Genomic DNA, 23,117 nt, shown 5'->3' on the forward strand with positions numbered 1-23,117 from the left:
CATGATCGAAGTCACCGAGGTTTCCATCGCGCAACTGCGCGCCGCGCTGGAAAACGGCCAGACCACCGCTGTCGAGCTGGTCCAGGCCTATCTGCAGCGCATCGCTGCTTACGACGGCGCCGACACGCCCACCGCGCTGAACGCGCTGGTGGTGCCGAATCCCTCGGCGCTGGTCGAAGCCCGCGCGGCGGATGCACGTCGCGCCAGTGGCCAGACGCTGGGGCCGCTCGATGGCATCCCCTACACGGCCAAGGACAGCTACCTGGTCAAGGGCCTGACCGCAGCTTCCGGCAGCCCGGCCTTCGCCGGGCTGGTGGCGCAGCGCGATGCGTTCACCGTCGAGCGCCTGCGCGCTGCCGGGGCGATCTGTCTGGGCAAGACCAACATGCCGCCGATGGCCAACGGGGGCATGCAGCGCGGTGTCTATGGGCGCGCCGAAAGCCCGTACAACGCCGACTTTCTCACGGCGCCTTTCGCGTCCGGCTCGTCGAATGGCGCCGGCACCGCGACCGCCGCCAGTTTCGCGGCCTTCGGCCTGGCCGAGGAAACCTGGTCCAGCGGGCGCGGCCCTGCGTCCAACAATGGTCTGTGCGCCTACACACCCTCGCGCGGGATCATCTCGGTGCGCGGCAACTGGCCACTGACGCCGACCATGGACGTGGTTGTGCCATTTGCTCGCACCATGGCCGATCTGCTGGAAATCCTCGACGTGGTGGTCGCCGACGACCCCGACACCCGGGGCGACCTGTGGCGCCTGCAACCCTGGGTGCCGATACCCCAGGTCGCCAGCGTGCGCCCGGCGTCCTACCTGGAGCTGGCCGCGCCCGCCGAGGCACTGGCAGGCAAGCGTTTCGGCGTTCCGCGCATGTACATCAATGCCGACCCGCTGGCGGGCACGGCGGAGCAACCGGGCATTGGCGGCCCGACCGGGCAGCGCATCCACACCCGTGCCTCGGTGATCGAACTGTGGCAGCAGGCACGGCGCGCCCTCGAGGCTGCCGGCGCCGAAGTCGTGGAAGTGGACTTCCCTCTGGTGTCCAATTGCGAAGGCGACCGACCGGGTGCGCCAACCGTGTTCAACCGCGGCATCGTCGACCCGGCGTTCCTTCACCATGAGCTGTGGGACCTGACCGCCTGGGCGTTCGACGATTTCCTGCGCGCCAATGGCGACCCGGCGCTCAACCGTCTGGTGGACGTCGATGGGCCGCTGATCTTTCCGCACGACCCCGGCACGCTGCCCAACCGCGAAGGCGACCTGGCCGCCGGTATGGACGAGTACGTGAAGATGGCCGAGCGGGGCATCACCCCGTGGGACCGGATCGACACCCTCGCCGAGGGCCTGCGTGCACTGGAACACACCCGCAAGATCGACCTGGAAGACTGGCTGCAGGCACTGCAGCTGGATGCCGTGGTGTTTCCTACCGTCGCCGACGTGGCACCGGCCAATGCCGACGTCGACCCGGCCGCGGCGGACATCGCCTGGAGCAATGGTGTGTGGGTGGCCAACGGCAATCTGGCGATCCGCCATTTGGGCGTGCCGACCGTGACCGTGCCGATGGGCCTGATGGCCGACATCGGCATGCCGGTGGGTCTCACGTTCGCCGGCCGCGCCTACGACGACACGCAACTGCTGCGGTTCGCCGCGGCCTTCGAAGCCACGGGCAACCGCCGGGCGATTCCACCCCGCACGCCACCCTTGCAGCGCTGAGCGTACGGCTGACACCTGGGCGTCATGGCGCTCGGGTGTCAGCCGCCACGCTGGCCATCGGTGCGGTCCATGAGCTCATTCCAGATGTACATGACGGCGTAGGCACGCCATGGCCGCCAGTCTTCGCTGCGCAGCCGTTGATGACCGGGCTTGAGCAGCTCGGGGTGCGCGCGCGTGATCTCCTGCATGATCACCAGATCGCTGCCCGGCCAGGCATCGGCATCGCGCCAGGCACGCATCGCCACGTATTCGACCGTCCACGGGCCAATGCCCGGCAGTGTCAGCAGGCCTTGGCGCAGGGGCGTCAGGTCGGTACGTGTGTGTTCATCGACGAACGCTTCGATCTGTACCTGATTGCAAGCCACTGCAGCGGCGAAGTTCTGCAGCGCGGCCACGCGCTTGCCGGGCATGCCGATGCGGTCGAGGTTGACCTCGGCCAAGGCAGCGGGAGTGGGAAACTGCCACGCGACTTGTGGGTGCTGTGGCAGCGCCACCGGCCGCCCGGCCCGCTCGGCCAGACGCCCGGCAATGGTGGTGGCCGCCTTGACGCTGACTTGCTGGCCGACGATGGTGCGCACGATCAGCTCGAAGGTCGACCAGGTGCCAGGCACGCGCAGTCCCGGCGTCTGCAGCAGCAGGCGACCAAGCCAGGGGTCGCTGTCCAGCGCCGCGTGCAACCGCTGCGGGTCGAGATCCAGATCGAACATGCGCCGCAGGCGTGGCACCAGCGCGGGCAGGTGAACGCTGGCCGGTCCATCGATGCGCGCGATCAGGCAGTCACGGGTGGGGTCCTGGCGGACACTGAGCAGGCCTTCGTCACCCTGCCATTCGACGGTGCGCAGGTAGACGCCGTCGATGACGGTTTCGACCAGGGCACTGGAGCGCCCGCCGTAGAACCTGAGCAGGCGCTGCCAGTCGAAAGGCGGCTGATAGAACAGCTCGATGTCGGTACTGAGTGAGGGCATGGTGAAAAACTCCTTGCCGGTTCAGACCATGCATCCCTCCACTTTGCTGCATCCACGGCCGACGCGGCTCGCGCCGCTGCTACATCCAATCCCCGCCGACCTGTAGCAGCGGCGCAAGCCGCGTCTGGCCTCACCGTGTTCATCCAGACACGCCGCCTTGCCCGCCGACGCGGCTCGCGCCGCTGCTACACCCAATTCCCGTCGAGGCGGCTTGGCGCATTCTTCTGTAGCAGCGGCGCAAGCCGCGTCCGGCCTCACCGCATTCATCCAGACACACCACCTTGCCCGCCGACGCGGCTCGCGCCGCTGCTACATTCGATCGCCGTTGAGGCTGCATACCGCATTCCTCTGTAGCAGCGGCGCAAGCCGCGTCCGGCCTTACCGCGTTCATCCAGACACACCGCCTTGCCCGCCGACGCGGCTCGCGCCGCTGCTACACCCTCTCCCCACCGACCTGTAGCAGCGGCGCAAGCCGCGTCTGGCCTTACCGCGTTCATCCAGACACACCGCTTTGCCCGCCGACGCGGCTCGCGCCGCTGCTACAGACCATCCGATTACTTGGCGGCTGCCGGGCGCTTGATCATCAGCAGGGCTACGATCAGCGCCAGCACCGCCACGCCGGTGGCCAGCAGACTGAGGGATTCCAGGCCGAACTGACGAATGCCCAGGCCACCGAAAATAGCGCCCAGACCAATGCCGGCATTGGCCGCCGAGATGTTCAGCGACGCCGCCAGGGCCTGGGCCTTGGCGCCAGCCTGCATGACGCGTACCTGGCAGATCGGAAACAGCGCCGTATAGGCGATGCCCCAGGCAATCAGTGCCGCGATCAACCAGGCGCGCTGCTCGGCCAGCGCCACCGCAGCGGTCATGCCTGCGCCCAGCACCAGCAGAAACACCACCATCGCCCCCAGCGGGCGTCGGTCGACCATGCTGCCACCCAAGTGGTTACCCAGCATGCCGACTGCGCCGAAGCCCATCAGCCACCAGCCGACCTGACCTGCCGGCACACCACCCAATCGCTCGAGGATGTCGGCCAGGTAGGTGTAGGCGGTGAACATGGCGGTAAAGGTCAGCACCGACAGCAGCACGTGGGCCAGGAAGCGCGGCTGACGCAGGATCGCCGTCTGCTTCTCGCCGACAGCGGCGGCGGGCGAGCCGGGCAGTTTCGGCATTACCAGATGCATCAGCACGCCAATCAGCAGCGACACCCCAGCCAGCACCCAGAAGCTCCCGCGCCAGCCGATCAGGTCGGCGGCCACGGTGCCCAGCGGAACGCCGAACACCAACGCTGCGGAAATGCCCAGGTACACCTTGGCCACGGCCTTGCCGGATTGTCCGGGCGCAGCCAGTTGGCCGGCGGTTTCACTGGCCGTGCCCCAGAACACCGGTAGCGCCAGGGCAGGGATGAAGCGAGCGATGGCCAGCACCCAGATATTGGTGGACACCGCCGCCAGCACATTGGACGCCGCGAACACCAGCAGAATCAGGGTGAACAGCTTCTTGCGCTCGACGTGCGCCAGGCGCGCCGTCAGATACGGTCCGAACAGCATCACGGTGAACGCGAACAGGGTTACCACCTGACCGGCCAGGGCTATGGAAATGTCCAGGTCTCGTGCCAGGCTCGGCAACAAGCCGACGATCAGGAACTCGGTGGTCACGATGATGAAGGCCGCTACGGCCATGATCAGGATCTGCACGCCGGAAGCGCTGCTGCTCGAGGCAGACGGCGCGGCGTCGGCCATGTGGGAAGAAGACATCGAACTTAACTCCTGAAAGATTTTGTAATAGCCTATTGGGGAAGTCCTGGAAAATCCCGGCCATTAATTACCTTGTGAATTGAACTGAATTCACCAATCGGAGATGCGATGTTTTCCTCGGAGCGCCTCAAGGGCATCGACGTCTTCGTCAGCGTCGCCGACCTGGGCAGTTTCACTGCCGCCGCCGAACGCCTGAACCTCAGCAACTCGGCGGTCAGCAAAGGCGTTGCGCGCCTGGAAGCGCGACTCGGCGTACGGCTGTTCCAGCGGACCACCCGACGCCTGGCGCTGACCGAGGCAGGGCAAACCTTCTACCGCACCTGCACCAGCGTGCTCGCCGACCTCGAAGAGGTGGAACTGGCCATGAGCGCCGAGCAGCGCGAACCCCATGGCCGCCTGCGCATCGACCTGCCTGCGTCCTACGGCCGATTGCACGTGCTGCCCCTGATTCTCGAGTTCGCTGCGCGGCATCCGCGGCTGCAGCCTCACGTGTCGTTCTCGGACCGCTTCGTCGACCCTGTCCAGGAAGGCATCGACATCGTCGTGCGCATCGGGGGTTCCGATGCCTGGCCGAGCAACGTCGGGCGACGCTTCCTGGGGCGTCAGCGGCTGGTGTTCTGCGCAGCGCCCGCCTACCTGCACGAGCACGGCACGCCACAGGGCGAGCGTGAGCTGGAACAGCATCGCTGCGTTGGCTATGGGCAGACCGATGGCACGGTCTATCCGTGGTACTTCAAGGGCCGCCAGGCTGGCGACATGGAGCGACGGACCATTCATCCGCACGTGGCCGTTGGCGATGGCGAAGGGCAGGTGATGGCCGTGCTTGCCGGGCAGGGCATCGCCCAGCTGCCGACCTGGCTGATCCAGCGGCATCTGGACAGCGGCGCGCTGGTCGAAGTGCTCGCGCCATTGGCCACCGACGGCCTGGCAATGAACCTGGTGTGGCTGAAAAGCCGTGAAGCCCTGCCCAAGGTGCATGCCCTGCTGGAATTCCTCACCGCGCGACTGACCCCGGCCGGCTCGGTTGCCTAGTGGTCTATGGCCGGGGGCCGGGATTTCGCTTTACGCACTCGGTACACCGTTTAAAATGCCAGCATCCATTGGAGGCCTCCGCATGTCGTCATTCGCCCACATGATCGAAAACATCACCCCTGATATCTACGAAAGCCTCAAGCTGGCCGTCGAGATCGGCAAATGGTCCGATGGCCGCAAGCTGACCGCCGAGCAGAAAGAACTGACCCTGCAGGCCATCATCGCCTGGGAAATGAAGAACCTGCCCGAAGATCAGCGTACCGGCTACATGGGCCCGCAAGAGTGCGCCTCGAAGTCCGCGCCGATCGAAAACATCCTGTTCAAGTCGGATTCGATCCATTGACCTGCGATCTCTTTGCGCAAGACACCCTGCAAGAGCTCGGTCGCGGTGCGGCCAGCAAGATGTCCGCACAGCTCGAGGCGCCAGTGGTGCAATACCAGCTGCGTCTGGGCGATACGCAGATTGCCGTCAATCCCTTGATCGGCAGCAAGCTGCGCCTGGAGTTTCTCGGCGCTATCCACTGCGTGAACTGCGGGCGCAAGACCAAGACCAGTTTCAGCCAAGGCTACTGCTACCCCTGCATGACCAAGCTGGCCCAGTGCGACGTGTGCATCATGGCTCCGGAAAAATGCCACTACGACGCCGGTACCTGCCGCGATCCGGCCTGGGGCGAGCAGTTCTGCATGACCGATCATGTGGTCTATCTGGCCAACTCTTCAGGGGTCAAGGTCGGCATCACCCGGGCCAGTCAGTTGCCTACCCGCTGGCTCGACCAGGGCGCCAGCCAGGCACTGCCGATCATGCGCGTGGCGACCCGCCAGCAATCCGGGCTGGTCGAAGACCTGTTCCGCTCGCAGGTCGCGGACCGCACCAACTGGCGCGCGCTGCTCAAGGGTGACGCCCCGGCGGTGGACCTGGTGGCCATCCGCGAGCAACTGTTCGACAGCTGCGCGGCCGGTATCCACATGCTGCAGGATCGCTTCGGCCTGCAGGCGATCCAGGCCCTGAACGATGTGGACCCCATCGAGATCCGCTACCCGGTGCACACCTACCCGAGCAAGATCGCCAGCTTCAACCTGGACAAGAACCCCATCGCCGAAGGCACGTTGCTGGGCATCAAGGGTCAATACCTGATCTTCGACTCCGGCGTCATCAATATTCGCAAGTACACGGCTTACCAATTGGCCGTGCATCAGTAGAAGGGTTTTCGCATGCGTACCGAACAACCGAAAATGATCTACCTGAAAGACTATCAGGCGCCCGATTATCTGATCGACGAGACGCACCTGACCTTTGAGTTGTTCGACGATCACAGCCTGGTCCACGCGCAGTTGGTCATGCGCCGCAACCCGGCGCGTGGTGCCGGGCTGCCACCGCTGGTGCTCGACGGCGAGTTGATGGAGCTGCTCGGCGTCAAGCTCGACGACAGCGACCTGGGTGCCGCCGACTACCAGCTGAGCGCCGATAGCCTGACCCTGCAGCCGCGCAGCGAGGCTTTCACCGTCGACACCAGCGTGCGCATCCACCCCGAAACCAACACCGCACTGGAAGGCCTGTACAAGTCCACGGGCATGTTCTGCACCCAGTGCGAAGCCGAAGGCTTCCGCAAGATCACCTACTACCTTGATCGTCCCGACGTGATGAGCCGCTTCACCACCACGTTGATCGCCGACCAGCAGCAGTATCCGATCCTGCTGTCCAACGGCAATCCGGTCGGCAACGGTCCCCAGGAAGATGGCCGGCACTGGGCCACCTGGGAAGACCCGTTCGTGAAACCGGCGTACCTGTTCGCGCTGGTGGCCGGTGACCTGTGGTGCGTGGAAGACAGCTTCACCACCGTCAGTGGTCGCGATGTGGCGCTGCGCATCTATGTCGAGCCGGAGAACATCGACAAGTGCGCTCACGCCATGACCAGCCTGAAGAAGTCCATGCGTTGGGACGAAGAAGCCTACGGCCGTGAGTACGACCTGGACATCTTCATGATCGTCGCGGTCAACGACTTCAACATGGGAGCCATGGAAAACAAGGGCCTGAACATCTTCAACTCCAGCGCCGTGCTGGCCCGCGCCGAAACCGCCACCGATGCCGCCCACCAGCGGGTCGAGGCCATCGTCGCCCACGAATATTTCCACAACTGGTCGGGCAACCGAGTGACCTGCCGCGACTGGTTCCAGTTGTCGCTCAAGGAAGGCTTCACCGTCTACCGCGATGCAGGCTTCAGCGCCGACATGCATTCGCCGACCGTCAAGCGCATCCAGGACGTCGCCTACCTGCGCACCCACCAGTTCGCCGAAGATGCCGGCCCGATGGCCCACGCGGTGCGCCCCGACAGCTTCATCGAGATCTCTAACTTCTACACCTTGACCGTGTACGAGAAGGGCTCGGAAGTGGTCGGCATGCTGCACACCCTGTTGGGCGCCGAAGGCTTCCGCAAGGGCAGCGACCTGTACTTCGAGCGTCACGATGGCCAGGCCGTGACCTGCGACGACTTCATCAGTGCGATGGAAGACGCCAACGGTGTCGAGCTCGAGCAGTTCAAGCGCTGGTACAGCCAGGCGGGCACGCCACGCCTTCAGGTAAGCGAACACTTCGATGCGCAAGCTCGCACCTACAGCTTGACCCTGCGCCAGAGCTGCCCCGAGACCCCGGACAAGGTCGAGAAGCTGCCATTCGTGATTCCCGTTGCGCTGGGCCTGCTGGACGCCAGTGGCCGCGAGCTGCCATTGCGTTTGCGCGACGAGGCCGCGGCGGTCGGTACCAGCCGTGTGCTGGCGGTGACCGAGGCGGAGCAGACGTTCACTTTCGTCGACATCGCCGAGCAACCATTGCCGTCGCTGCTGCGCGGCTTCAGTGCGCCGGTCAAACTGATCTTCCCGTATACCCGTGACCAGCTGATGTTCCTCATGCAGCACGACAGCGACGGTTTCAACCGCTGGGATGCCGGCCAGCAGCTGTCGGTCCAGGTGCTGCAGGAAATGATCGGCCAGTACCAGCGCGGCGAGTCATTGTCGATGGATCCACGCCTGCTCACGGCCCTGGCCAGCGTGCTGGAGAATCCGCAACTGGATCCGGCGATGGTTGCCGAGATGTTGTCGTTGCCCAGCGAGGCCTATCTGGCCGAGATCAGCGAAGTGGCCGATGTCGACGCGATCCATGCCGCTCGCGAATTCGCCCGCAAGCAGCTGGCCGACGGTCTGTTCGATGGGCTGTGGACGCGCTACCAGGCCAATCGCGAGGTCTCCAGGGCCACTGCGTACGTGGCCGAGAAAGAGCATTTCGCCCGCCGCGCGCTGCAGAACATCGCGTTGTCCTACCTGATGCTCAGCGGACGTCCCGAAGTGCTCGCCGCTACCCTCGAACAATATGATGCCTGCGACAACATGACCGAGCGCCTGACGGCCCTGGCAGTGTTGGTCAATTCGCCATTTGACGCGGAAAAGACCCGTGCATTGGAAGCGTTCGCCGAACACTTCAAGGACAACCCGTTGGTCATGGACCAGTGGTTCAGCGTGCAGGCGGCCAGTGGCTTGCCGGGCGGGCTGCAGCGGGTGAAGGCGCTGATGCAGCATCCGGCGTTCACCCTGAAGAATCCGAACAAGGTGCGTGCGCTGATCGGTGCGTTCGCGGGTCAGAACCTGATCAACTTCCATGCGGCCGATGGCTCGGGCTACCGTTTCCTGGCCGACCTGGTGATCGAGCTCAATGCCCTGAACCCGCAGATCGCCTCGCGACAACTGTCGCCGCTGACCCGTTGGAGAAAGTACGACAGTGCGCGGCAGGCACTGATGAAAGCCGAGCTTGAACGGATTCTCGCCTCCGGCCCGCTGTCCAGCGACGTCTACGAAGTGGTCAGCAAAAGCCTCGCGTAACCCGCGTGACAGCGGCGCTCCCGGACGCGGCTTGCGCCGCTGCTACAGACAACTCAATCCCTGTAGCAGCGGCGCAAGCCGCGTCGGCGGCACCCACGGTATGTCAGACTCAGACAGCACACCGTAGACCGGGACGCGGCTCGCGCCACTGCTACAGAATCAGGTGCTGACCTTCAACCCCACCAACCCCAGGATGATCAGACCCACACTGACCATCCGCATCAGCGCCATCGACTCGCCAAACAGCACGATACCGGCAATCACCGTACCCACCGCACCGACCCCGGTCCAGATGGCATAGGCGGTGCCCAAGGGCAGCTCACGCATGGCCAGGCCGAGCAGGCCGAGGCTCGCCGCCATGGCGGCAACGGTCAACACGGTAGGAAGGGGGCGGGTAAAGCCGTCGGTGTACTTCAGGCCGATGGCCCAGCACACTTCGAACAGACCGGCGAAGAACAACAGTAACCAGGACATGGAAAAACCCTCATCGAAGATGGGGTCGTCCCCGTTTGCAGGAAAAGTGGCGCCGGGTCGTCCCGGCGCCGAACACCATGTTGCCCATCCTTGCTCGATGGATCAAGTGCGGCGGATCAAGGTTCGGTCTTCAACGCGCCCGGCTCGGTGCCTTCCATGCGCCGGAAATAGGTCGAGAGCAGTGCTCCGGAAATATTGTGCCAGACGCTGAACAAGGCGCTGGGCACCGCCGCCAGCGGTGAGAAGTGAGCACTGGCCAAGGCCGCGCCCAGTCCCGAGTTCTGCATCCCGACTTCCAGGGCCAATGACTTGCGCTGCGCCAGCGGCAGCTTGAACAGCTTGCCGGTGAAGTAGCCGAGCAGGAAACCGAAACTGTTGTGCAGAATCACCACCGCCATGATCAACAGGCCCGACTCGGCAATGCGTGCCTGGCTGGCCGCGACCACGGCGCAGACGATCAACACGATACTCACCACCGACACCAGCGGCAGCACATCGACCGCCAGCTGGACCCGCGAACCGAGCAGCTTCTGGGCAACGACGCCCAGAACGATCGGCAGCATGACCAGTTGCAGGATCGACCAGAACATTTCCATGAACGATACCGGCAGCCAGGCCGAAGCCAACAGCCAGATCAGGGCAGGGGTGAGCAGCGGGGCGAGCAGGGTGGTCACCGCGGCGATGGCCACCGACAGCGCCAGGTCGCCCTTGGCCAGCCAGGTCATCACGTTGGACGAGGTGCCGCTCGGGCAGCAACCGACCAGAATCACGCCGACGGCGATCTCCGGCGGCAGATGGAACACCTGGCACAACAGCCAGGCGACACCTGGCATGATCACGAAGTGCGCAACCACGCCCAGCGCCACGCGCCACGGATGACGCCCTACCTCGGCAAAATCGTCGAGCTTGAGGGTCAGGCCCATGCCGAACATCACCAGGCCCAGCAGCGGCACGATCAGCGGCTTGAGGCCGATGAACCATTCAGGCGCCAGAAACGCCAGTATGGCGAACAGCAGGACCCAGTAGGCAAAGGTATTGCCAACGAAGCGACTCAAAGCGGCCAAGGCGCGCATGGGGTAGTTCCTTCTTATATAGAATCATCATGTTGGTACCCGCAAACCCCTGTGGGAGCGGTCCGCGGCCGCGAAAGCCACACCACGGTCTGCCTGACACACCGCAGCGCCCCTTCGCGGGCAGCGCTCGCTCCCACAGAAATCGCGCACCCCCTTTAGGAGCGGTCCGCGGCCGCGAAAGCCGCACCACGGTCTGCCTGACACACCGCAGCGCCCCTTCGCGGGCAGAGCCCACTCCCACAGAAATCGCGCAACCCCTGTGGGAGCGGGCTCTGCCCGCGAAGGGCGCGCTGCCGGTCAAATCCCCTGGGGCAGCTCTTCGCCGCCCAGCGCCTCGAACAGCACGGGCAGGAATTCACCGAAGGTCAGCATCATCAAGGTAAAGCTGGCATCCAGCTGCCCCAGCGCTTCCTCGCCACCGTCCTGCTCGGCTTGATCCTGCAGCAATTCCTCGAACTTCAAACGCTTGACCACCATCTTGTCATCCAGCACGAATGACAGCTTGTCCTGCCACGCCAGCGACAACTGGGTCACCTGCTTGCCAGTGCTCAGGTGCAATTGGATCTCGTCGCTGGTCAAATCCTGGCGCTTGCAACGCACGATACCGCCATCTTCATGGGTGTCGCGCAGCTCGCACTCGTCCAGAACATGGAAGTCATCGGCCGCTTTCTGCGTCTTCACCCACTCGGTCATGGTCGCGGTCGGCGCCACCTTCACGGTCAGCGGGCGCACCGGCAACGAGCCGATCACTTCACGCAGGGTCGACAGCAGATCCTCGGCGCGTTTCGGGCTGGCCGAGTTGACCAGGATCAAGCCTTGCTTGGGCGCAATGGCGGCGAAGGTCGACGAGCGACGAATGAACGCGCGCGGCAGGAAGGCCTGGATGATCTCGTCCTTGATCTGGTCGCGTTCCTTCTTGTAGACCTTGCGCATCTGCTCGGCCTCGATCTCCTCGACCTTCTCCTTGACCGCGTCACGCACGACACTGCCCGGCAGGATGCGCTCTTCCTTGCGTGCGGCGATCAGCATGAAATCCTGGCTGACATGCACGAACGGGGCGTCTTCGCCTTTGCCGAACGGCGCCACGAAACCATAGGTGGTCAGTTCCTGGCTGGCACATGGGCGTGCCGGTTTACTCGCCAGTGCGGTTTCCAGAGCCTCGGCGTCGAAGGGGATATCCTGGGTAAGACGGTAGACAAGCAGGTTTTTGAACCACATGGGGTGAAGCACTCCTCAACATTAGGCAGGCATTATTCTCCGTGTGCGAAGCCGACGCCATCCCTGTGCTAAGTGTTTGGAAGGCCTCGAAAATTTTTTTGAAAAAGTGCTTGCCAGAGTTTGGGTCGCTCCGTAGAATGCGCGCCACACCGAGAGACAAAGGGTGATTAGCTCAGCCGGGAGAGCATCTGCCTTACAAGCAGAGGGTCGGCGGTTCGATCCCGTCATCACCCACCAATCTCTCTCAGTGTTACGCGCAGCGGTAGTTCAGTCGGTTAGAATACCGGCCTGTCACGCCGGGGGTCGCGGGTTCGAGTCCCGTCCGCTGCGCCATTAATTCCGCCTCAGAGCCCTTGAACTCTCTGAAGCAAAAAACAAGCGACCTTCGGGTCGCTTTTTTTTGTCCAGAATTCCTGCCCGCAGGCAACCGGTGGGACCGCTCCCACAGGGTTTACCACGCTGGCTGCTTCATTCGCCGCGGATGTACTGCTGCAACTGCTCGATCAGGCTGGCTTGTTCGGCGATGGCTTCCTTGACCAGGTCACCGATGGACAGCAGCCCCAGCAGTTGGCCATTGTCGACCACCGGCAGGTGGCGCAGACGACCCTCGGTCATCAATGCCATGCAATGATCGATGTTCTGTTGGGGAGTCACGGTGATCACATGGGCGCTCATGATCTCGCTGACCGGCGTGCCAATCGACGAGCGCCCCAGCAGCACCATCTTGCGTGCATAGTCGCGCTCGCTGACGATACCCACCACGCGCCCCTCGACCACTACCGGCAGGGCGCCGACGTTCATCTGCGCCATGAGCTTGAGGGCATCGAACACCATCTGTTGCGGCTCGATGGTGTGCACCTGCTGGTTGTGCTGGACTTTACTCTTCAACAGTTCCGCGACGGTTTTCATGGGCTATGGCTCCAGGGAAAGACGAGTGCAGCTAAAGCGCCCTCGTGTGCCGTGGCGCCATGTCAATTAGTCCACGTTCCGCACCGTCCGCTGCATCCCCAAAGCGAACACCACATGCCCAACTGCGTTATGCGGCTGCCGCGTTCAGCCCGCCGGGGCGGCCTGGCACTGTCGGCAGACATGCTTGCCATTGCGATTGGCCCAGCCCAGCTCGGCAATGCGTACCTCCGCTGCCGGTTTCTGCGCCTTGGTGCCGAGCTTGGCGTCCACCGCAAATTCGAAGTCGAGGACCTTGCCGCAGCTGTCGCAATTGACTTTCCACTGATGGATCGCCAGTTCGCCGAACACCGGGCCGGTGGCCACGGCCACCCACTGGCCAGGCAGGTTGATCAGATGACGGACCTTCTCCACCACCAGGCGCATCGAAAGATCCTTGCTGCCCTTGAGGGTGACCAGCAGGGTGTCGGTGTTGTGGATCGAGCCGCCGTTGCCGGTGACCTGGTAACGGCCGGGCATGAGCGCGCGGCACTCGATCAAGGTGTGCTGCGGGTTGAGCAGACTGAAGCGGAAATCGTGTTCGACCATGGGTCCTCCAAATAGACGCGACATGCTAGCACGCCGGCCACGGCGGGGCCTCAGGCCATCGCGCGGGCCTGTTCCTCGAGGCGAGTGATGGCGTCGTCCAGTTCATCCAGCGCCGCCAAGGCTGCCGGATCGTTCTGCTTGAGCAGGGTTTCGCTGCGCAGGCAGGCCGCACGCAGTTGCGGCACGCCGCAGTAGCGTGTGGCGCCGTGCAGGCGATGCACCCGCTCGATCATGGCATTCTGATCGGCATTGATTCGCGCCAGTTGAATGGCTTCGCGGTCGGCCTGCAGTGACGCCAGCAGCATCGCCAGCATGTCGGCGGCCAGATCGGCCTTGCCTGCCGCCAGGCGCAGGCCTTCGGCGGCATCGAGCACCTGCAGGGTATTGCTTTCCAGCGGCAGGTCCGCGGTCTTGTCCAGGCCCTGCGCGCTGAGCGCCAGCCCGGTCCATTTCAGCACCACCTGGGCCAGCTGGCGTTCGCTGATGGGCTTGGTCAGGTAGTCGTCCATGCCGCTCTGCAGCAAGGCCCTCTTTTCATTGGCCATCGCATGGGCAGTCAGCGCCACGATGGGCAGGGCGGCACCGGTCTGGGCACTTTCCCACAGCCGGATGCGCTCGGTGGTTTCGCGGCCGTCCATCTCCGGCATCTGCACGTCCATCAGCACCAGGTCGAGCCCGCCTTCCTGTACGGCCTTGATCGCTGCCGCACCGTTGTCCACCGCTCGCACCTCGGCGCCGAGGTCTTCGAGCAGGGTCTGCACCAGCAGCAGGTTGGCCGGATTGTCGTCCACGCACAGCACGCGCGGTGCGCGCTCGCCGCTGCCCTCGGGGCTTTCGTAGCGCAATTGCTTGGGGTTGATCAGGTCCGCCAGCGCACGGCGCAGTCGGCGTGTGCAGCTGGGCTTGGCCTGCAGCTGACGATCCGCATTGGGCACTGCGGCATGGAACAGCGCTTGCTCGGTAGTCGGGCACAGCACCAGCACCTGGCAGCCGCTCTGCTCGATCTCGCGAATCTGCACGCCCAGACGTTCCGGCGATATCTCATGGGCGGTGATGCCCAGCACGGCCAGGTCGAGCGGCTGGCCTGCCTGCCGCGCAGCGTGGGTGGCCAGTACCAGCTTGTCCAGCGACTTGAAGTCGGTGACGTCCAGGCCACAGTCTTCGAGCTGATGCTGCAGGGCCTGCCGCGCCAGTTCATGGCCATCGACGATCGCGATGCGACGGCCGAGCAGGGGCGCCGACGGCAGGTCCTCGGCATCGTCGCGGGCCTTGGGCAGATTGAGGCTGATCCAGAATTCCGAGCCCTCGCCGGGCGTGCTGTCGACCCCGATCTCGCCGCCCATCTGTTCGACCAGACGCTTGGAAATCACCAGCCCCAGGCCCGTACCGCCGGGCTGCCGCGACAGCGAGTTGTCGGCCTGGCTGAAGGCCTGGAACAGCGCCCGCACATCCTGGCCGGACAGGCCGATACCGGTGTCCTGGACACTGATGCGCAGTTGCACGCTGTCTTCGTTCTCGTCCTCCATCATGGCGCGGGCGACGATGGTGCCCTCGCGGGTGAACTTGATGGCGTTGCTCACCAGGTTGGTGAGGATCTGCTTGAGCCGCAGCGGGTCGCCGATCAGCGACAGCGGGGTGTCGCGGTAGACCAGGCTGACCAGTTCGAGCTGCTTGGCATGGGCGGCGGGCGCGAGGATGGTCAGCGTGTCCTGCAGCAGGTCGCGCAGATTGAAGGGAATATTGTCCAGTACCAGCTTGCCCGCCTCGATCTTCGAGAAGTCGAGGATTTCATTGATGATGCCCAACAGGCTGTCTGCGGATTTCTCGATGGTGCCCAGGTAATCCAGCTGGCGCGGGGTGAGCTCGCTTTTCTGCAGTAGATGAGTGAACCCCAGTATGCCGTTGAGTGGGGTCCTGATTTCGTGACTCATGTTGGCGAGGAATTCGGATTTGATCCGGCTCGCTTCCAGCGCTTCCTTGCGCGCCAGGTCCAGTTCGATGTTCTGGATCTCGATGGTTTCCAGGTTCTGCCGGACGTCTTCGGTGGCCTGGTCGATGCTGTGCTGCAGTTCTTCCTGGGCGTCCTGCAGGGTTTCGGCCATGCGATTGATGCCGGCGGCCAGGGCGTCCATTTCATGGCTGCCCATGGCCGGTACGCGACTTTCCAGATTGCCGTCCTTGATCTGCGTGACGGTGTCCTTGATCTGCCGAATCGGCGCACTGATGCTGCGACTCATGTGCGCGGCAAGCAGCGCGGTGATGCTCAGCCCGGTGAGGATCAGCAGCAGGCTGGCGAACAGGCTGCGGTAGCCGCGCAGCAAGGTGCCGTCATGGGACAGTTCCAGTTCGACCCAGCCCAGCAGGTGATCGACTTCGCCGGGCACCTCGTCACTGGCCAAGTCGCGATGGCGGCCGAACACGGGCATCAGATAGCGCGTGGCGTCGAAGCCGCTGCGCTGCAGCGAGTGCGTGCTGTTGCCGATCGGCACCGCGTTGAGCATCATCGGCCCGGCATGGGCGAGCAGGGTCCTGTCCGCCCCCAGGAAGGTCACCGAGCGCACGTCGGTCAGCTCCAGGGATTGCGCGGCGATGCGCTCCAGGCGCTCGCGGTCCTTGGCCGCCAGTGCCGGTGCGGCCAGCGGCGCGAGCTGTTCGGAAATCATGTCACCGCGCTGCAGCAACTGCCGCTGCAGGTCGGACTGCTGCATCCAGGTGAAATAACCCCCCAGGATCAGCGCCATGCAGGTGGCCGGAATGAGCGCGAGCAACAGCACGCGGGTTTTGATACCGAGTTTCTTCAACACGCCGCAGGCGCCTTTCTGACTGAGCAATGCTGGGAAAATACAGCGGGGCGTGCCGATGCGCCAGTCGCGCGCGCCGCGGCGTTGGGCCAATGGCATGTGCAAGGTCGCCAGGGGCTGAACCTGAACGACCAAAGGTGATGGAAGGGCATTGGACTTGCGCGTGTGAAGGTGCCGCACCGGTTGCTTATGCTTTCGCGCTATAAGGTGCGCACTTTGCGTGATATGGGTAGGCGCCGTTTGCCGGTATGATAGGCCACCCCCGCAGTCTGGATTGCGAATACGCCATGACCCCGCAGTACCTAACCATCGCCGACTGCGTCGGCAACACGCCGCTGGTGCGCCTGCAGCGCCTGGCCGGCGAGACCAGCAACACCTTGCTGCTCAAGCTGGAAGGCAACAACCCGGCCGGTTCCGTGAAGGACCGCCCGGCGCTGTCGATGATCAGCCGCGCCGAAAGCCGCGGGCAGATCCAGCCCGGCGACACCCTGATCGAAGCGACCTCCGGCAATACCGGTATCGCCCTGGCCATGGCGGCGGCGATCAAGGGCTACAAGATGATCCTGATCATGCCCGACAACTCGACAGCCGAGCGCAAGGCGGCCATGACCGCCTATGGCGCCGAGCTGATCCTGGTCACCCGCGAGCAGGGCATGGAAGGCGCGCGCGACCTGGCCGAGCGCATGCAGCGCGAAGGGCGCGGCAAGGTCCTCGACCAGTTCGCCAATGGCGACAACCCCGAGGCGCACTATCGCAGCACCGGCCCCGAGATCTGGCAGCAGACGGCCGGTACCATTACCCATTTCGTCAGTTCCATGGGCACCACCGGCACCATCATGGGCACCTCTCGTTTTCTCAAGGAGCAGAACCCCGCGGTGCAGATCGTTGGCCTGCAACCCATGGAGGGGGCTGCCATTCCCGGCATCCGCCGTTGGCCGGAAGAATACCTGCCGCGCATCTACGAGGCCGATCGGGTCGATCGGATCATCGACATGGCCCAGCACGAAGCCGAAGAAACCACCCGTCGGCTGGCCCGCGAAGAAGGCATCTTCTGCGGCGTGTCGTCCGGCGGCGCGGTGGCAGGCATGCTGCGCCTGTCGCGCGAAGTGAGCAATGCGGTCATCGTCGCGATCATCTGCGACCGCGGCGACCGCTACCTGTCCAGCGGCATCTTCGACGCGCCCAACTGATGGCCAGAACCAAACCGGGCCTGCGCTTCCAGCCGACAGGCGGCACCCGTGCGCCACAGGTACCGACCGGCAAGAAACAGCGCCTGCCGATCGAGCGCCTGGCCAACGACGGCCGCGGCATTGCTTTCTTCGAAGGCCGGACGTGGTTCGTCAGTGGCGCCCTGGCCGGCGAGCAGGTCGAGGCGCGGGTGCTCAATGCCCACGGCAAGATCGTCGAAGCGCGCTGCGAGCGCGTGCTCGTGGCCAGCGAGCTGCGCCGCCCGGCGCCGTGTCCGCATTTCGGCACCTGCGGTGGCTGCAGCCTCCAGCACCTGCCGCACGACCGGCAGTTGGCGCTCAAGCAAGGTCTGCTGGCCGAGCAGTTGTCGCGCGTGGCCGGAGTCGCGCCCGAGCAATGGGCAGCACCGTTGAGCGGGCCCGAGCTGGGCTATCGCCGACGCGCCCGGCTGGCAGTGCGCTGGGATCCCAAGACGCGTCATCTGGCCGTGGGCTTTCGCGCTGCAGCCAGCCAGGACATCGTCGACATCAGCCAGTGCCAGGTGCTGGTGCCGGCGTTGCAGCCGGTCATCGAGCAGTTGCCACAGCTGCTGCGCAGCTTCGTCAAACCCCAGTCGCTGGGCCACGTCGAGTTGTACGCGGGTACCGCACTGGCCTTGCTGCTTCGTCATACCGCCGCGCTGGCCGATACTGACCTGGCGGCGCTGCAAGCCTTCTGCACGGACCTGGGCCTGCAGTTGTGGCTGCACGGCGAAGGCGAGCCGGCACCGCTGGTCGCAGGCGCAACGCTGGGGTTCGCCCTGGCCCCCTGGGGGCTCGAGCTGGCGTACCGACCCGGTGACTTCGTCCAGGTCAACGCGGCCGTCAACGATGCCATGATCGCCCAGGCGCTGGACTGGCTGGCACCCGAACCCCACGAGCGAGTCCTGGATCTGTTCTGCGGGCTCGGCAACTTCGCCTTGCCCCTGGCCCAGCGCGCGCGCGAAGTGGTGGCGGTCGAAGGCGTGGCGGCCATGGTGCAGCGTGCTGCCGACAATGCCGCTGGCAACAATTTGCATAACACTGGTTTTTACCAGAGCGACCTGTCGCAGCCTCTGGACGCCGCCGAGTGGGTGGGCGAAGGTTTTTCTGCGGTACTCTTGGATCCACCTCGCGACGGTGCTTTCGAGGTGGTGCGCACGATCCGCGCACTGGGTGCGCAACGTCTGGTGTATGTCTCCTGTAACCCGGCAACTTTGGCCCGCGATACGGTCGAATTGTTGAGGCAAGGCTACAGGCTAAAACGAGCCGGGATCCTCGACATGTTTCCGCAAACTGCGCATGTCGAGGCCATGGCGTTATTCGAAGCGGGCCAGGATGGCCCGTCCAATCCGACTGGCGCGCGAAACGCCTGATCATTGCCGGCCCAGCATTGGTCATAGCCAGCGACTGTTGATGCGCTTCGGCGTGTTGTAGGGAAAGGTAAGCAAGATGGTACAGGTGAGAGCACGCCAGCCGATCAACACCGACGGCAGTATCAATCTCGATGCATGGCTGGATCATATCGTCAGCGTGGATCTGGTGCTGGATCGCGAGGCCCTGAAACAGGCCTGCGAGTTCGCCCAGGCCGCCGAACTGGTCGGCAACCCGGCCCAGCATTCCTGGGCCGACGGCACGTCGTGTTTCCAGGCGGGGCTGGAGATCGCCGAGATTCTCGCCGACCTCAAGCTCGACCAGGATTCACTCATGGCCGCGGTCATCTACCGCGCGGTCCGCGAGGGCAAGGCGAGCCTGGAAGAGGTCGGCCGGCGCTTCGGCAGCACCGTGTCCAAGCTCATCGACGGCGTGCTGCGCATGGCGGCCATCAGCGCCAGCCTCAGCCCGCGCCAGTCCATGGTGCTGGGCTCGCAGGTACAGGTCGAGAACCTGCGCAAGATGCTCGTGGCCATGGTCGACGATGTCCGCGTGGCGCTGATCAAGCTGGCCGAGCGTACCTGCGCGATCCGCGCGGTGAAGAGCGCCGACGACGAAAAGCGCAACCGCGTGGCCCGCGAGGTGTTCGACATCTATGCACCGCTGGCGCATCGACTGGGCATCGGCCACATCAAATGGGAACTCGAGGACCTGTCGTTCCGCTACCTGGAGCCCGACCAATACAAACAGATTGCCAAGCTGCTGCACGAACGCCGCCTGGATCGCGAGCGTTTCATCACCGAGGTGATGAGCCAGCTGCACAACGAACTGCTCGACACCGGGGTCAAGGCCGACATCAGCGGGCGGGCAAAACACATCTATTCCATCTGGCGCAAGATGCAGCGCAAGGGCCTGGAGTTCAGCCAGATCTACGACGTGCGCGCGGTTCGCGTGCTGGTTCCGGAAATGCGCGATTGCTATACCGCGCTGGGCATCGTGCACACCCTCTGGCGGCACATCCCCAAGGAGTTCGACGACTACATCGCCAACCCCAAGGAGAACGGCTACCGGTCGCTGCACACTGCGGTGATCGGTCCCGAGGGCAAGGTGCTTGAAGTGCAGATTCGCACCCACGCCATGCACGAAGAGGCGGAGCTGGGTGTTTGCGCGCACTGGCGCTACAAGGGCACCGACGTCAAGTCCGGGTCCAATCAATACGAAGAAAAGATCTCCTGGCTGCGCCAGGTGCTGGAATGGCACGAGGAGCTGGGCGACATCGGTGGCCTCGCCGACCAGTTGCGGGTCGACATCGAACCCGACCGGGTCTATGTGTTCACCCCCGACGGCCACGCCATCGACCTGCCCAAGGGCGCTACGCCCCTGGACTTCGCCTACCGCGTGCACACCGAGATCGGTCACAACTGCCGCGGCGCCAAGATCAACGGCCGCATCGTCCCGCTCAACTACAGCCTGAACACCGGCGAGCAGGTCGAGATCATCACTAGCAAGCACGGCACGCCCAGCCGTGACTGGCTCAACTCCAACCTTGGCTACGTCACCACGTCCCGCGCACGGGCGAAGATCGTCCACTGGTTCAAGTTGCAGGCCCGCGACCAGAACGTCGCCGCCGGCAAGTCGCTGCTCGAGCGCGAGCTCAGTCGCCTGGGCCTGCCTCAGGTCGACTTCGACCAGTTGGCCGAAAAGGCCAACCACAAGGGCGCCGAGGACATGTTCGCCGCCCTCGGCGCGGGCGACCTGCGCCTGGCGCATCTGGTCAATTCGGCGCAGCAACTGGTCGAACCCGAGCGCGGCAACGAACCGATGGAGCTGGTCACCCGCAAGGCCACCGGTTACAAGCCAGGCAAGCGCGGCGATATCCAGATCCAGGGCGTCGGCAACCTGATGACGCAGATGGCCGGCTGCTGCCAGCCGCTGCCGGGCGATGCCATCGTCGGCTACATCACCCAGGGCCGCGGCGTGAGCATCCACCGCCAGGACTGCGCATCGGTGCTGCAACTGGGCGGGCGCGAGCCGGAGCGGATCATTCAGGTCAGCTGGGGCCCGGTGCCGGTGCTGACCTATCCGGTCGATATCATCATCCGTGCCTACGACCGTTCGGGCCTGCTGCGCGACGTTTCGCAGATCCTGCTCAACGAGCGGATCAACGTGTTGGCGGTCAATACCCGCTCGAACAAGGAAGACAACACCGCCTTGATGTCGCTGACCATCGAGATCCCCGGCCTCGACGCCCTCGGACGCCTGCTCGGACGCATCTCGCAGTTGCCCAACATCATCGAGACACGCCGTAACCGGACGCCGTGAACCGGCGGATCCCGACACCTTTGCAAAGAGCCCGAGCATGTACACACTGCAAGACCTGCTCAACCTCATGGCCCGGCTGCGTGATCCGCAGCACGGTTGCCCGTGGGATGTGAAGCAAACCTACGCCAGCATCGTGCCGTTTACCCTGGAAGAAGCCTATGAGGTGGCCGACGCCATCGAACGCGAGGACTTCGAGCACCTCCAGGGCGAGCTTGGCGACCTGCTGTTCCAAGTGGTCTATTACAGCCAGCTGGCGCGCGAGGAAGGCCGTTTCGAGTTCGATGGCGTGGTCGATGGCATCACCCGCAAGCTGATTCGCCGCCACCCCCACGTGTTCCCCACCGGCGAGCTCTACGCGGCCCTGGACACGCCGCAGCTAGACGAGCAACAGGTCAAGCAGCGCTGGGAAGAAATCAAAGCCCAGGAGCGTGCCGAGAAGGGCGGGGCGGGCGAGCAGCTGTCGCTGCTCGACGACGTGCCCGCAGCGCTGCCGGCCTTGTCGCGTGCTGCCAAGTTGCAGAAGCGTGCCGCGGTTGTCGGTTTTGACTGGCCGGGACCGCTGCCGGTGCTCGACAAGGTCCGGGAAGAACTCGACGAGGTGCTGGAGGCCATGGCCGCCGACGATGCGCCAGCGGTGGCCGAAGAAATCGGCGACCTGTTGTTCAGCGTGGTCAATCTGGCCCGCCACCTCAAGGTCGACCCGGAAAATGCCCTGCGCGGTGCCAACGTCAAGTTCGACAGGCGATTCCGCTTCATCGAGCAGGCATTGCGCGACACCCATACCAACATCCAAGATTGCACCCTGGAAGACATGGACGCCCTGTGGGGCGAGGCCAAACGTCAGGAACAGAATCTGCCCAGCTGTGGCTGAGCCGTTTTATAAGTGAGCAGAACACCATGAGCCTTTCCCTCCGCGACCAATTGTTGAAAGCTGGACTGGTCAACCAGAAGCAGGTCAAGCAAGTCAGCAAGGACAAGCAGAAGCAGAAGCGTCTGGAAAACAAGGGCCAGGTCGAGGTGGACGACACGCAGCAGCGTATTGCCCAGCAAGCCATGGCCGAGAAGGCGCGCCGCGACCAGGAGCTCAATCGCCAGCAGCAGGACAAGGTCGAGGAGAAGGCCCGCGCCGCGCAGGTCAAGCAGTTGATCGAGGCGACTCGGCTACCCAAGCTCACCACCGAGGACTACTACAACTTCGTCGACGACAAGAAGGTCAAGCGCCTGTCGGTCAACAACCTCATGCGCAGCAAGCTGAGCAACGGTTCGCTGGCGATCGTGCAGCATGGCGGAGGCTATGAGGTGATTCCGCGCGAGGCCGCGCTCAAGGTCCAGGGGCGCGCGCCGCAGCGCATCGTCATGCTCAATGTGGCCACCGAAGAAGTCGAGTCGGCAGAAGATCCATACGCCGCCTACAAGATTCCGGACGACCTGATGTGGTAATGGCCTGAAACGACAAACCCCGCCTGAGCGGGGTTTTTCTTGCGCGGCGAACGGTCAATTCGAAGCGCGTTGGCTTTCGAGTGTTTCCAGTTCGTTCTTGTAGCTGTGGGCATCGTTCTCGTTGTGGAACATCCCTACCAACAGGTCCTGCTGATAGACATCCCAGATCTGGATGCCTGCCGCCACGCCTTCGTGGGACATATGGGCTTCGTCGCGTTCGGTCACTTTTACAGTCATGGGAAAGCTCCTTTCTCGAATATCTGCAACCTGGCGTGTGCAGGTCTTTGTTATAGAGTTGGGTAGCTTGCTAAGTAAACAGACGAATCCTGCAACAGTTTTTTACCGAAACAGCAGCAATCGGCAAACGCCCATGGGGCGTGCGCT

The 23,117-nt window shown here is 64.1% G+C and carries 19 protein-coding genes and 2 tRNA genes; 12 read left to right on the forward strand and 9 right to left on the reverse strand.

Annotated features, from left to right (window positions below):
* Position 1: 1 nt before the first annotated feature.
* Entirely contained in the window at positions 2-1,708 is a 1,707-nt protein-coding gene (locus IFT75_RS07535) for an amidase (RefSeq protein ID WP_192054079.1), read from the forward strand.
* Positions 1,709-1,746: 38 nt separating this feature from the next.
* On the opposite strand, the gene IFT75_RS07540 is transcribed toward IFT75_RS07535, so the two are convergent.
* Positions 1,747-2,673: a DNA-3-methyladenine glycosylase family protein gene (locus IFT75_RS07540; RefSeq protein ID WP_192054081.1), complete on the reverse strand. Its 927-nt coding sequence runs from the start codon at positions 2,671-2,673 to the stop codon at positions 1,747-1,749.
* 554 nt (positions 2,674-3,227) lie between these two features.
* The gene (locus IFT75_RS07545; protein WP_192054083.1) at positions 3,228-4,430 is read right to left on the reverse strand and encodes an MFS transporter; all 1,203 of its coding nucleotides are present in this window, start codon (positions 4,428-4,430) and stop codon (positions 3,228-3,230) included.
* Between the two features lie 108 nt (positions 4,431-4,538).
* On the opposite strand from IFT75_RS07545, the gene IFT75_RS07550 reads away from it, so the two are divergent.
* From IFT75_RS07550 to pepN, 4 genes are all read left to right on the forward strand, one after another.
* Positions 4,539-5,462 carry a LysR family transcriptional regulator gene (locus tag IFT75_RS07550; protein ID WP_122713041.1) on the forward strand — a complete coding sequence of 308 codons (924 nt, stop codon included), beginning with the start codon at positions 4,539-4,541 and terminating at the stop codon, positions 5,460-5,462.
* Positions 5,463-5,544: 82 nt separating this feature from the next.
* On the forward strand, positions 5,545-5,805 hold the full coding sequence (locus IFT75_RS07555) for a YeaC family protein (RefSeq protein ID WP_122478948.1): 261 nt from the start codon (positions 5,545-5,547) through the stop codon (positions 5,803-5,805).
* Between the two features lie 26 nt (positions 5,806-5,831).
* Entirely contained in the window at positions 5,832-6,662 is an 831-nt protein-coding gene (locus IFT75_RS07560) for a DUF2797 domain-containing protein (RefSeq protein WP_122479695.1), read from the forward strand.
* 12 nt (positions 6,663-6,674) lie between these two features.
* Complete coding sequence (pepN, locus tag IFT75_RS07565; RefSeq protein WP_192054085.1) at positions 6,675-9,332, forward strand: aminopeptidase N; 2,658 nt, start codon at positions 6,675-6,677, stop codon at positions 9,330-9,332.
* Between the two features lie 159 nt (positions 9,333-9,491).
* Here pepN and sugE read toward each other — a convergent pair whose 3' ends face one another.
* The 3 genes from sugE to rdgC form a co-directional block, all read right to left on the reverse strand.
* Positions 9,492-9,806, reverse strand: coding sequence for a quaternary ammonium compound efflux SMR transporter SugE (gene sugE / locus IFT75_RS07570; protein ID WP_122478945.1), 315 nt, complete (start codon positions 9,804-9,806; stop codon positions 9,492-9,494).
* Between the two features lie 116 nt (positions 9,807-9,922).
* Positions 9,923-10,879: a bile acid:sodium symporter family protein gene (locus IFT75_RS07575; protein ID WP_192054087.1), complete on the reverse strand. Its 957-nt coding sequence runs from the start codon at positions 10,877-10,879 to the stop codon at positions 9,923-9,925.
* Between the two features lie 297 nt (positions 10,880-11,176).
* On the reverse strand, positions 11,177-12,097 hold the full coding sequence (gene rdgC, locus IFT75_RS07580) for a recombination-associated protein RdgC (RefSeq protein ID WP_122478941.1): 921 nt from the start codon (positions 12,095-12,097) through the stop codon (positions 11,177-11,179).
* A gap of 161 nt (positions 12,098-12,258) precedes the next feature.
* Here rdgC and IFT75_RS07585 point away from each other — a divergent pair.
* Both IFT75_RS07585 and IFT75_RS07590 read left to right on the forward strand, forming a co-directional pair.
* Positions 12,259-12,334 (forward strand) — tRNA-Val (locus IFT75_RS07585).
* Positions 12,335-12,353: 19 nt separating this feature from the next.
* Positions 12,354-12,430, forward strand: a tRNA-Asp gene (locus IFT75_RS07590).
* 135 nt (positions 12,431-12,565) lie between these two features.
* Here the strand turns inward: IFT75_RS07590 and IFT75_RS07595 are convergent.
* From IFT75_RS07595 to IFT75_RS07605, 3 genes are all read right to left on the reverse strand, one after another.
* Positions 12,566-13,006, reverse strand: a complete 441-nt coding sequence (locus tag IFT75_RS07595; RefSeq protein WP_122478939.1) for a CBS domain-containing protein — start codon at positions 13,004-13,006, stop codon at positions 12,566-12,568.
* Between the two features lie 144 nt (positions 13,007-13,150).
* Entirely contained in the window at positions 13,151-13,591 is a 441-nt protein-coding gene (locus IFT75_RS07600; RefSeq protein WP_192054088.1) for a hypothetical protein, read from the reverse strand.
* A 50-nt stretch (positions 13,592-13,641) separates the two neighbouring features.
* Entirely contained in the window at positions 13,642-16,395 is a 2,754-nt protein-coding gene (locus tag IFT75_RS07605) for a response regulator (protein WP_192054487.1), read from the reverse strand.
* 284 nt (positions 16,396-16,679) lie between these two features.
* Here IFT75_RS07605 and cysM point away from each other — a divergent pair, with 284 nt between their 5' ends.
* The 5 genes from cysM (at position 16,680) to IFT75_RS07630 (ending at position 22,733) form a co-directional block, all read left to right on the forward strand.
* Positions 16,680-17,582 carry a cysteine synthase CysM gene (gene cysM, locus IFT75_RS07610; RefSeq protein WP_163007601.1) on the forward strand — a complete coding sequence of 301 codons (903 nt, stop codon included), beginning with the start codon at positions 16,680-16,682 and terminating at the stop codon, positions 17,580-17,582.
* The gene (gene rlmD / locus IFT75_RS07615; RefSeq protein WP_192054090.1) at positions 17,582-18,973 is read left to right on the forward strand and encodes a 23S rRNA (uracil(1939)-C(5))-methyltransferase RlmD; all 1,392 of its coding nucleotides are present in this window, start codon (positions 17,582-17,584) and stop codon (positions 18,971-18,973) included. The genes cysM and rlmD overlap by 1 nt, the downstream gene beginning before the upstream one ends.
* A gap of 76 nt (positions 18,974-19,049) precedes the next feature.
* Entirely contained in the window at positions 19,050-21,293 is a 2,244-nt protein-coding gene (gene relA, locus IFT75_RS07620; protein WP_122478932.1) for a GTP diphosphokinase, read from the forward strand.
* A gap of 37 nt (positions 21,294-21,330) precedes the next feature.
* The gene (gene mazG / locus IFT75_RS07625) at positions 21,331-22,164 is read left to right on the forward strand and encodes a nucleoside triphosphate pyrophosphohydrolase (protein WP_122478930.1); all 834 of its coding nucleotides are present in this window, start codon (positions 21,331-21,333) and stop codon (positions 22,162-22,164) included.
* A 26-nt stretch (positions 22,165-22,190) separates the two neighbouring features.
* Entirely contained in the window at positions 22,191-22,733 is a 543-nt protein-coding gene (locus tag IFT75_RS07630; protein ID WP_192054092.1) for a DUF2058 domain-containing protein, read from the forward strand.
* 54 nt (positions 22,734-22,787) lie between these two features.
* Here IFT75_RS07630 and IFT75_RS07635 read toward each other — a convergent pair whose 3' ends face one another.
* Positions 22,788-22,970, reverse strand: coding sequence for a hypothetical protein (locus tag IFT75_RS07635; protein ID WP_122478927.1), 183 nt, complete (start codon positions 22,968-22,970; stop codon positions 22,788-22,790).
* Positions 22,971-23,117: the final 147 nt, after the last annotated feature.

This window comes from Pseudomonas sp. CFBP 8758 (assembly GCF_014841725.1).
Taxonomy (GTDB): domain Bacteria; phylum Pseudomonadota; class Gammaproteobacteria; order Pseudomonadales; family Pseudomonadaceae; genus Aquipseudomonas; species Aquipseudomonas baltica.

Excerpts from the sequence above, each read along its gene's own strand:
- IFT75_RS07550 (WP_122713041.1), top strand. The coding sequence starts at position 4,539 with ATGTTTTCCTCGGAGCGCCTCAAGGGCATCGACGTCTTCGTCAGCGTC.
- IFT75_RS07635 (WP_122478927.1), bottom strand. The coding sequence starts at position 22,970 with ATGACTGTAAAAGTGACCGAACGCGACGAAGCCCATATGTCCCACGAA.
- IFT75_RS07535 (WP_192054079.1), top strand. The coding sequence starts at position 2 with ATGATCGAAGTCACCGAGGTTTCCATCGCGCAACTGCGCGCCGCGCTG.
- rdgC (WP_122478941.1), bottom strand. The coding sequence starts at position 12,097 with ATGTGGTTCAAAAACCTGCTTGTCTACCGTCTTACCCAGGATATCCCC.
- IFT75_RS07540 (WP_192054081.1), bottom strand. The coding sequence starts at position 2,673 with ATGCCCTCACTCAGTACCGACATCGAGCTGTTCTATCAGCCGCCTTTC.
- IFT75_RS07555 (WP_122478948.1), top strand. The coding sequence starts at position 5,545 with ATGTCGTCATTCGCCCACATGATCGAAAACATCACCCCTGATATCTAC.
- relA (WP_122478932.1), top strand. The coding sequence starts at position 19,050 with ATGGTACAGGTGAGAGCACGCCAGCCGATCAACACCGACGGCAGTATC.
- IFT75_RS07595 (WP_122478939.1), bottom strand. The coding sequence starts at position 13,006 with ATGAAAACCGTCGCGGAACTGTTGAAGAGTAAAGTCCAGCACAACCAG.
- IFT75_RS07630 (WP_192054092.1), top strand. The coding sequence starts at position 22,191 with ATGAGCCTTTCCCTCCGCGACCAATTGTTGAAAGCTGGACTGGTCAAC.
- sugE (WP_122478945.1), bottom strand. The coding sequence starts at position 9,806 with ATGTCCTGGTTACTGTTGTTCTTCGCCGGTCTGTTCGAAGTGTGCTGG.
- IFT75_RS07545 (WP_192054083.1), bottom strand. The coding sequence starts at position 4,430 with ATGTCTTCTTCCCACATGGCCGACGCCGCGCCGTCTGCCTCGAGCAGC.
- rlmD (WP_192054090.1), top strand. The coding sequence starts at position 17,582 with ATGGCCAGAACCAAACCGGGCCTGCGCTTCCAGCCGACAGGCGGCACC.
- mazG (WP_122478930.1), top strand. The coding sequence starts at position 21,331 with ATGTACACACTGCAAGACCTGCTCAACCTCATGGCCCGGCTGCGTGAT.
- cysM (WP_163007601.1), top strand. The coding sequence starts at position 16,680 with ATGACCCCGCAGTACCTAACCATCGCCGACTGCGTCGGCAACACGCCG.
- IFT75_RS07600 (WP_192054088.1), bottom strand. The coding sequence starts at position 13,591 with ATGGTCGAACACGATTTCCGCTTCAGTCTGCTCAACCCGCAGCACACC.
- IFT75_RS07575 (WP_192054087.1), bottom strand. The coding sequence starts at position 10,879 with ATGCGCGCCTTGGCCGCTTTGAGTCGCTTCGTTGGCAATACCTTTGCC.
- pepN (WP_192054085.1), top strand. The coding sequence starts at position 6,675 with ATGCGTACCGAACAACCGAAAATGATCTACCTGAAAGACTATCAGGCG.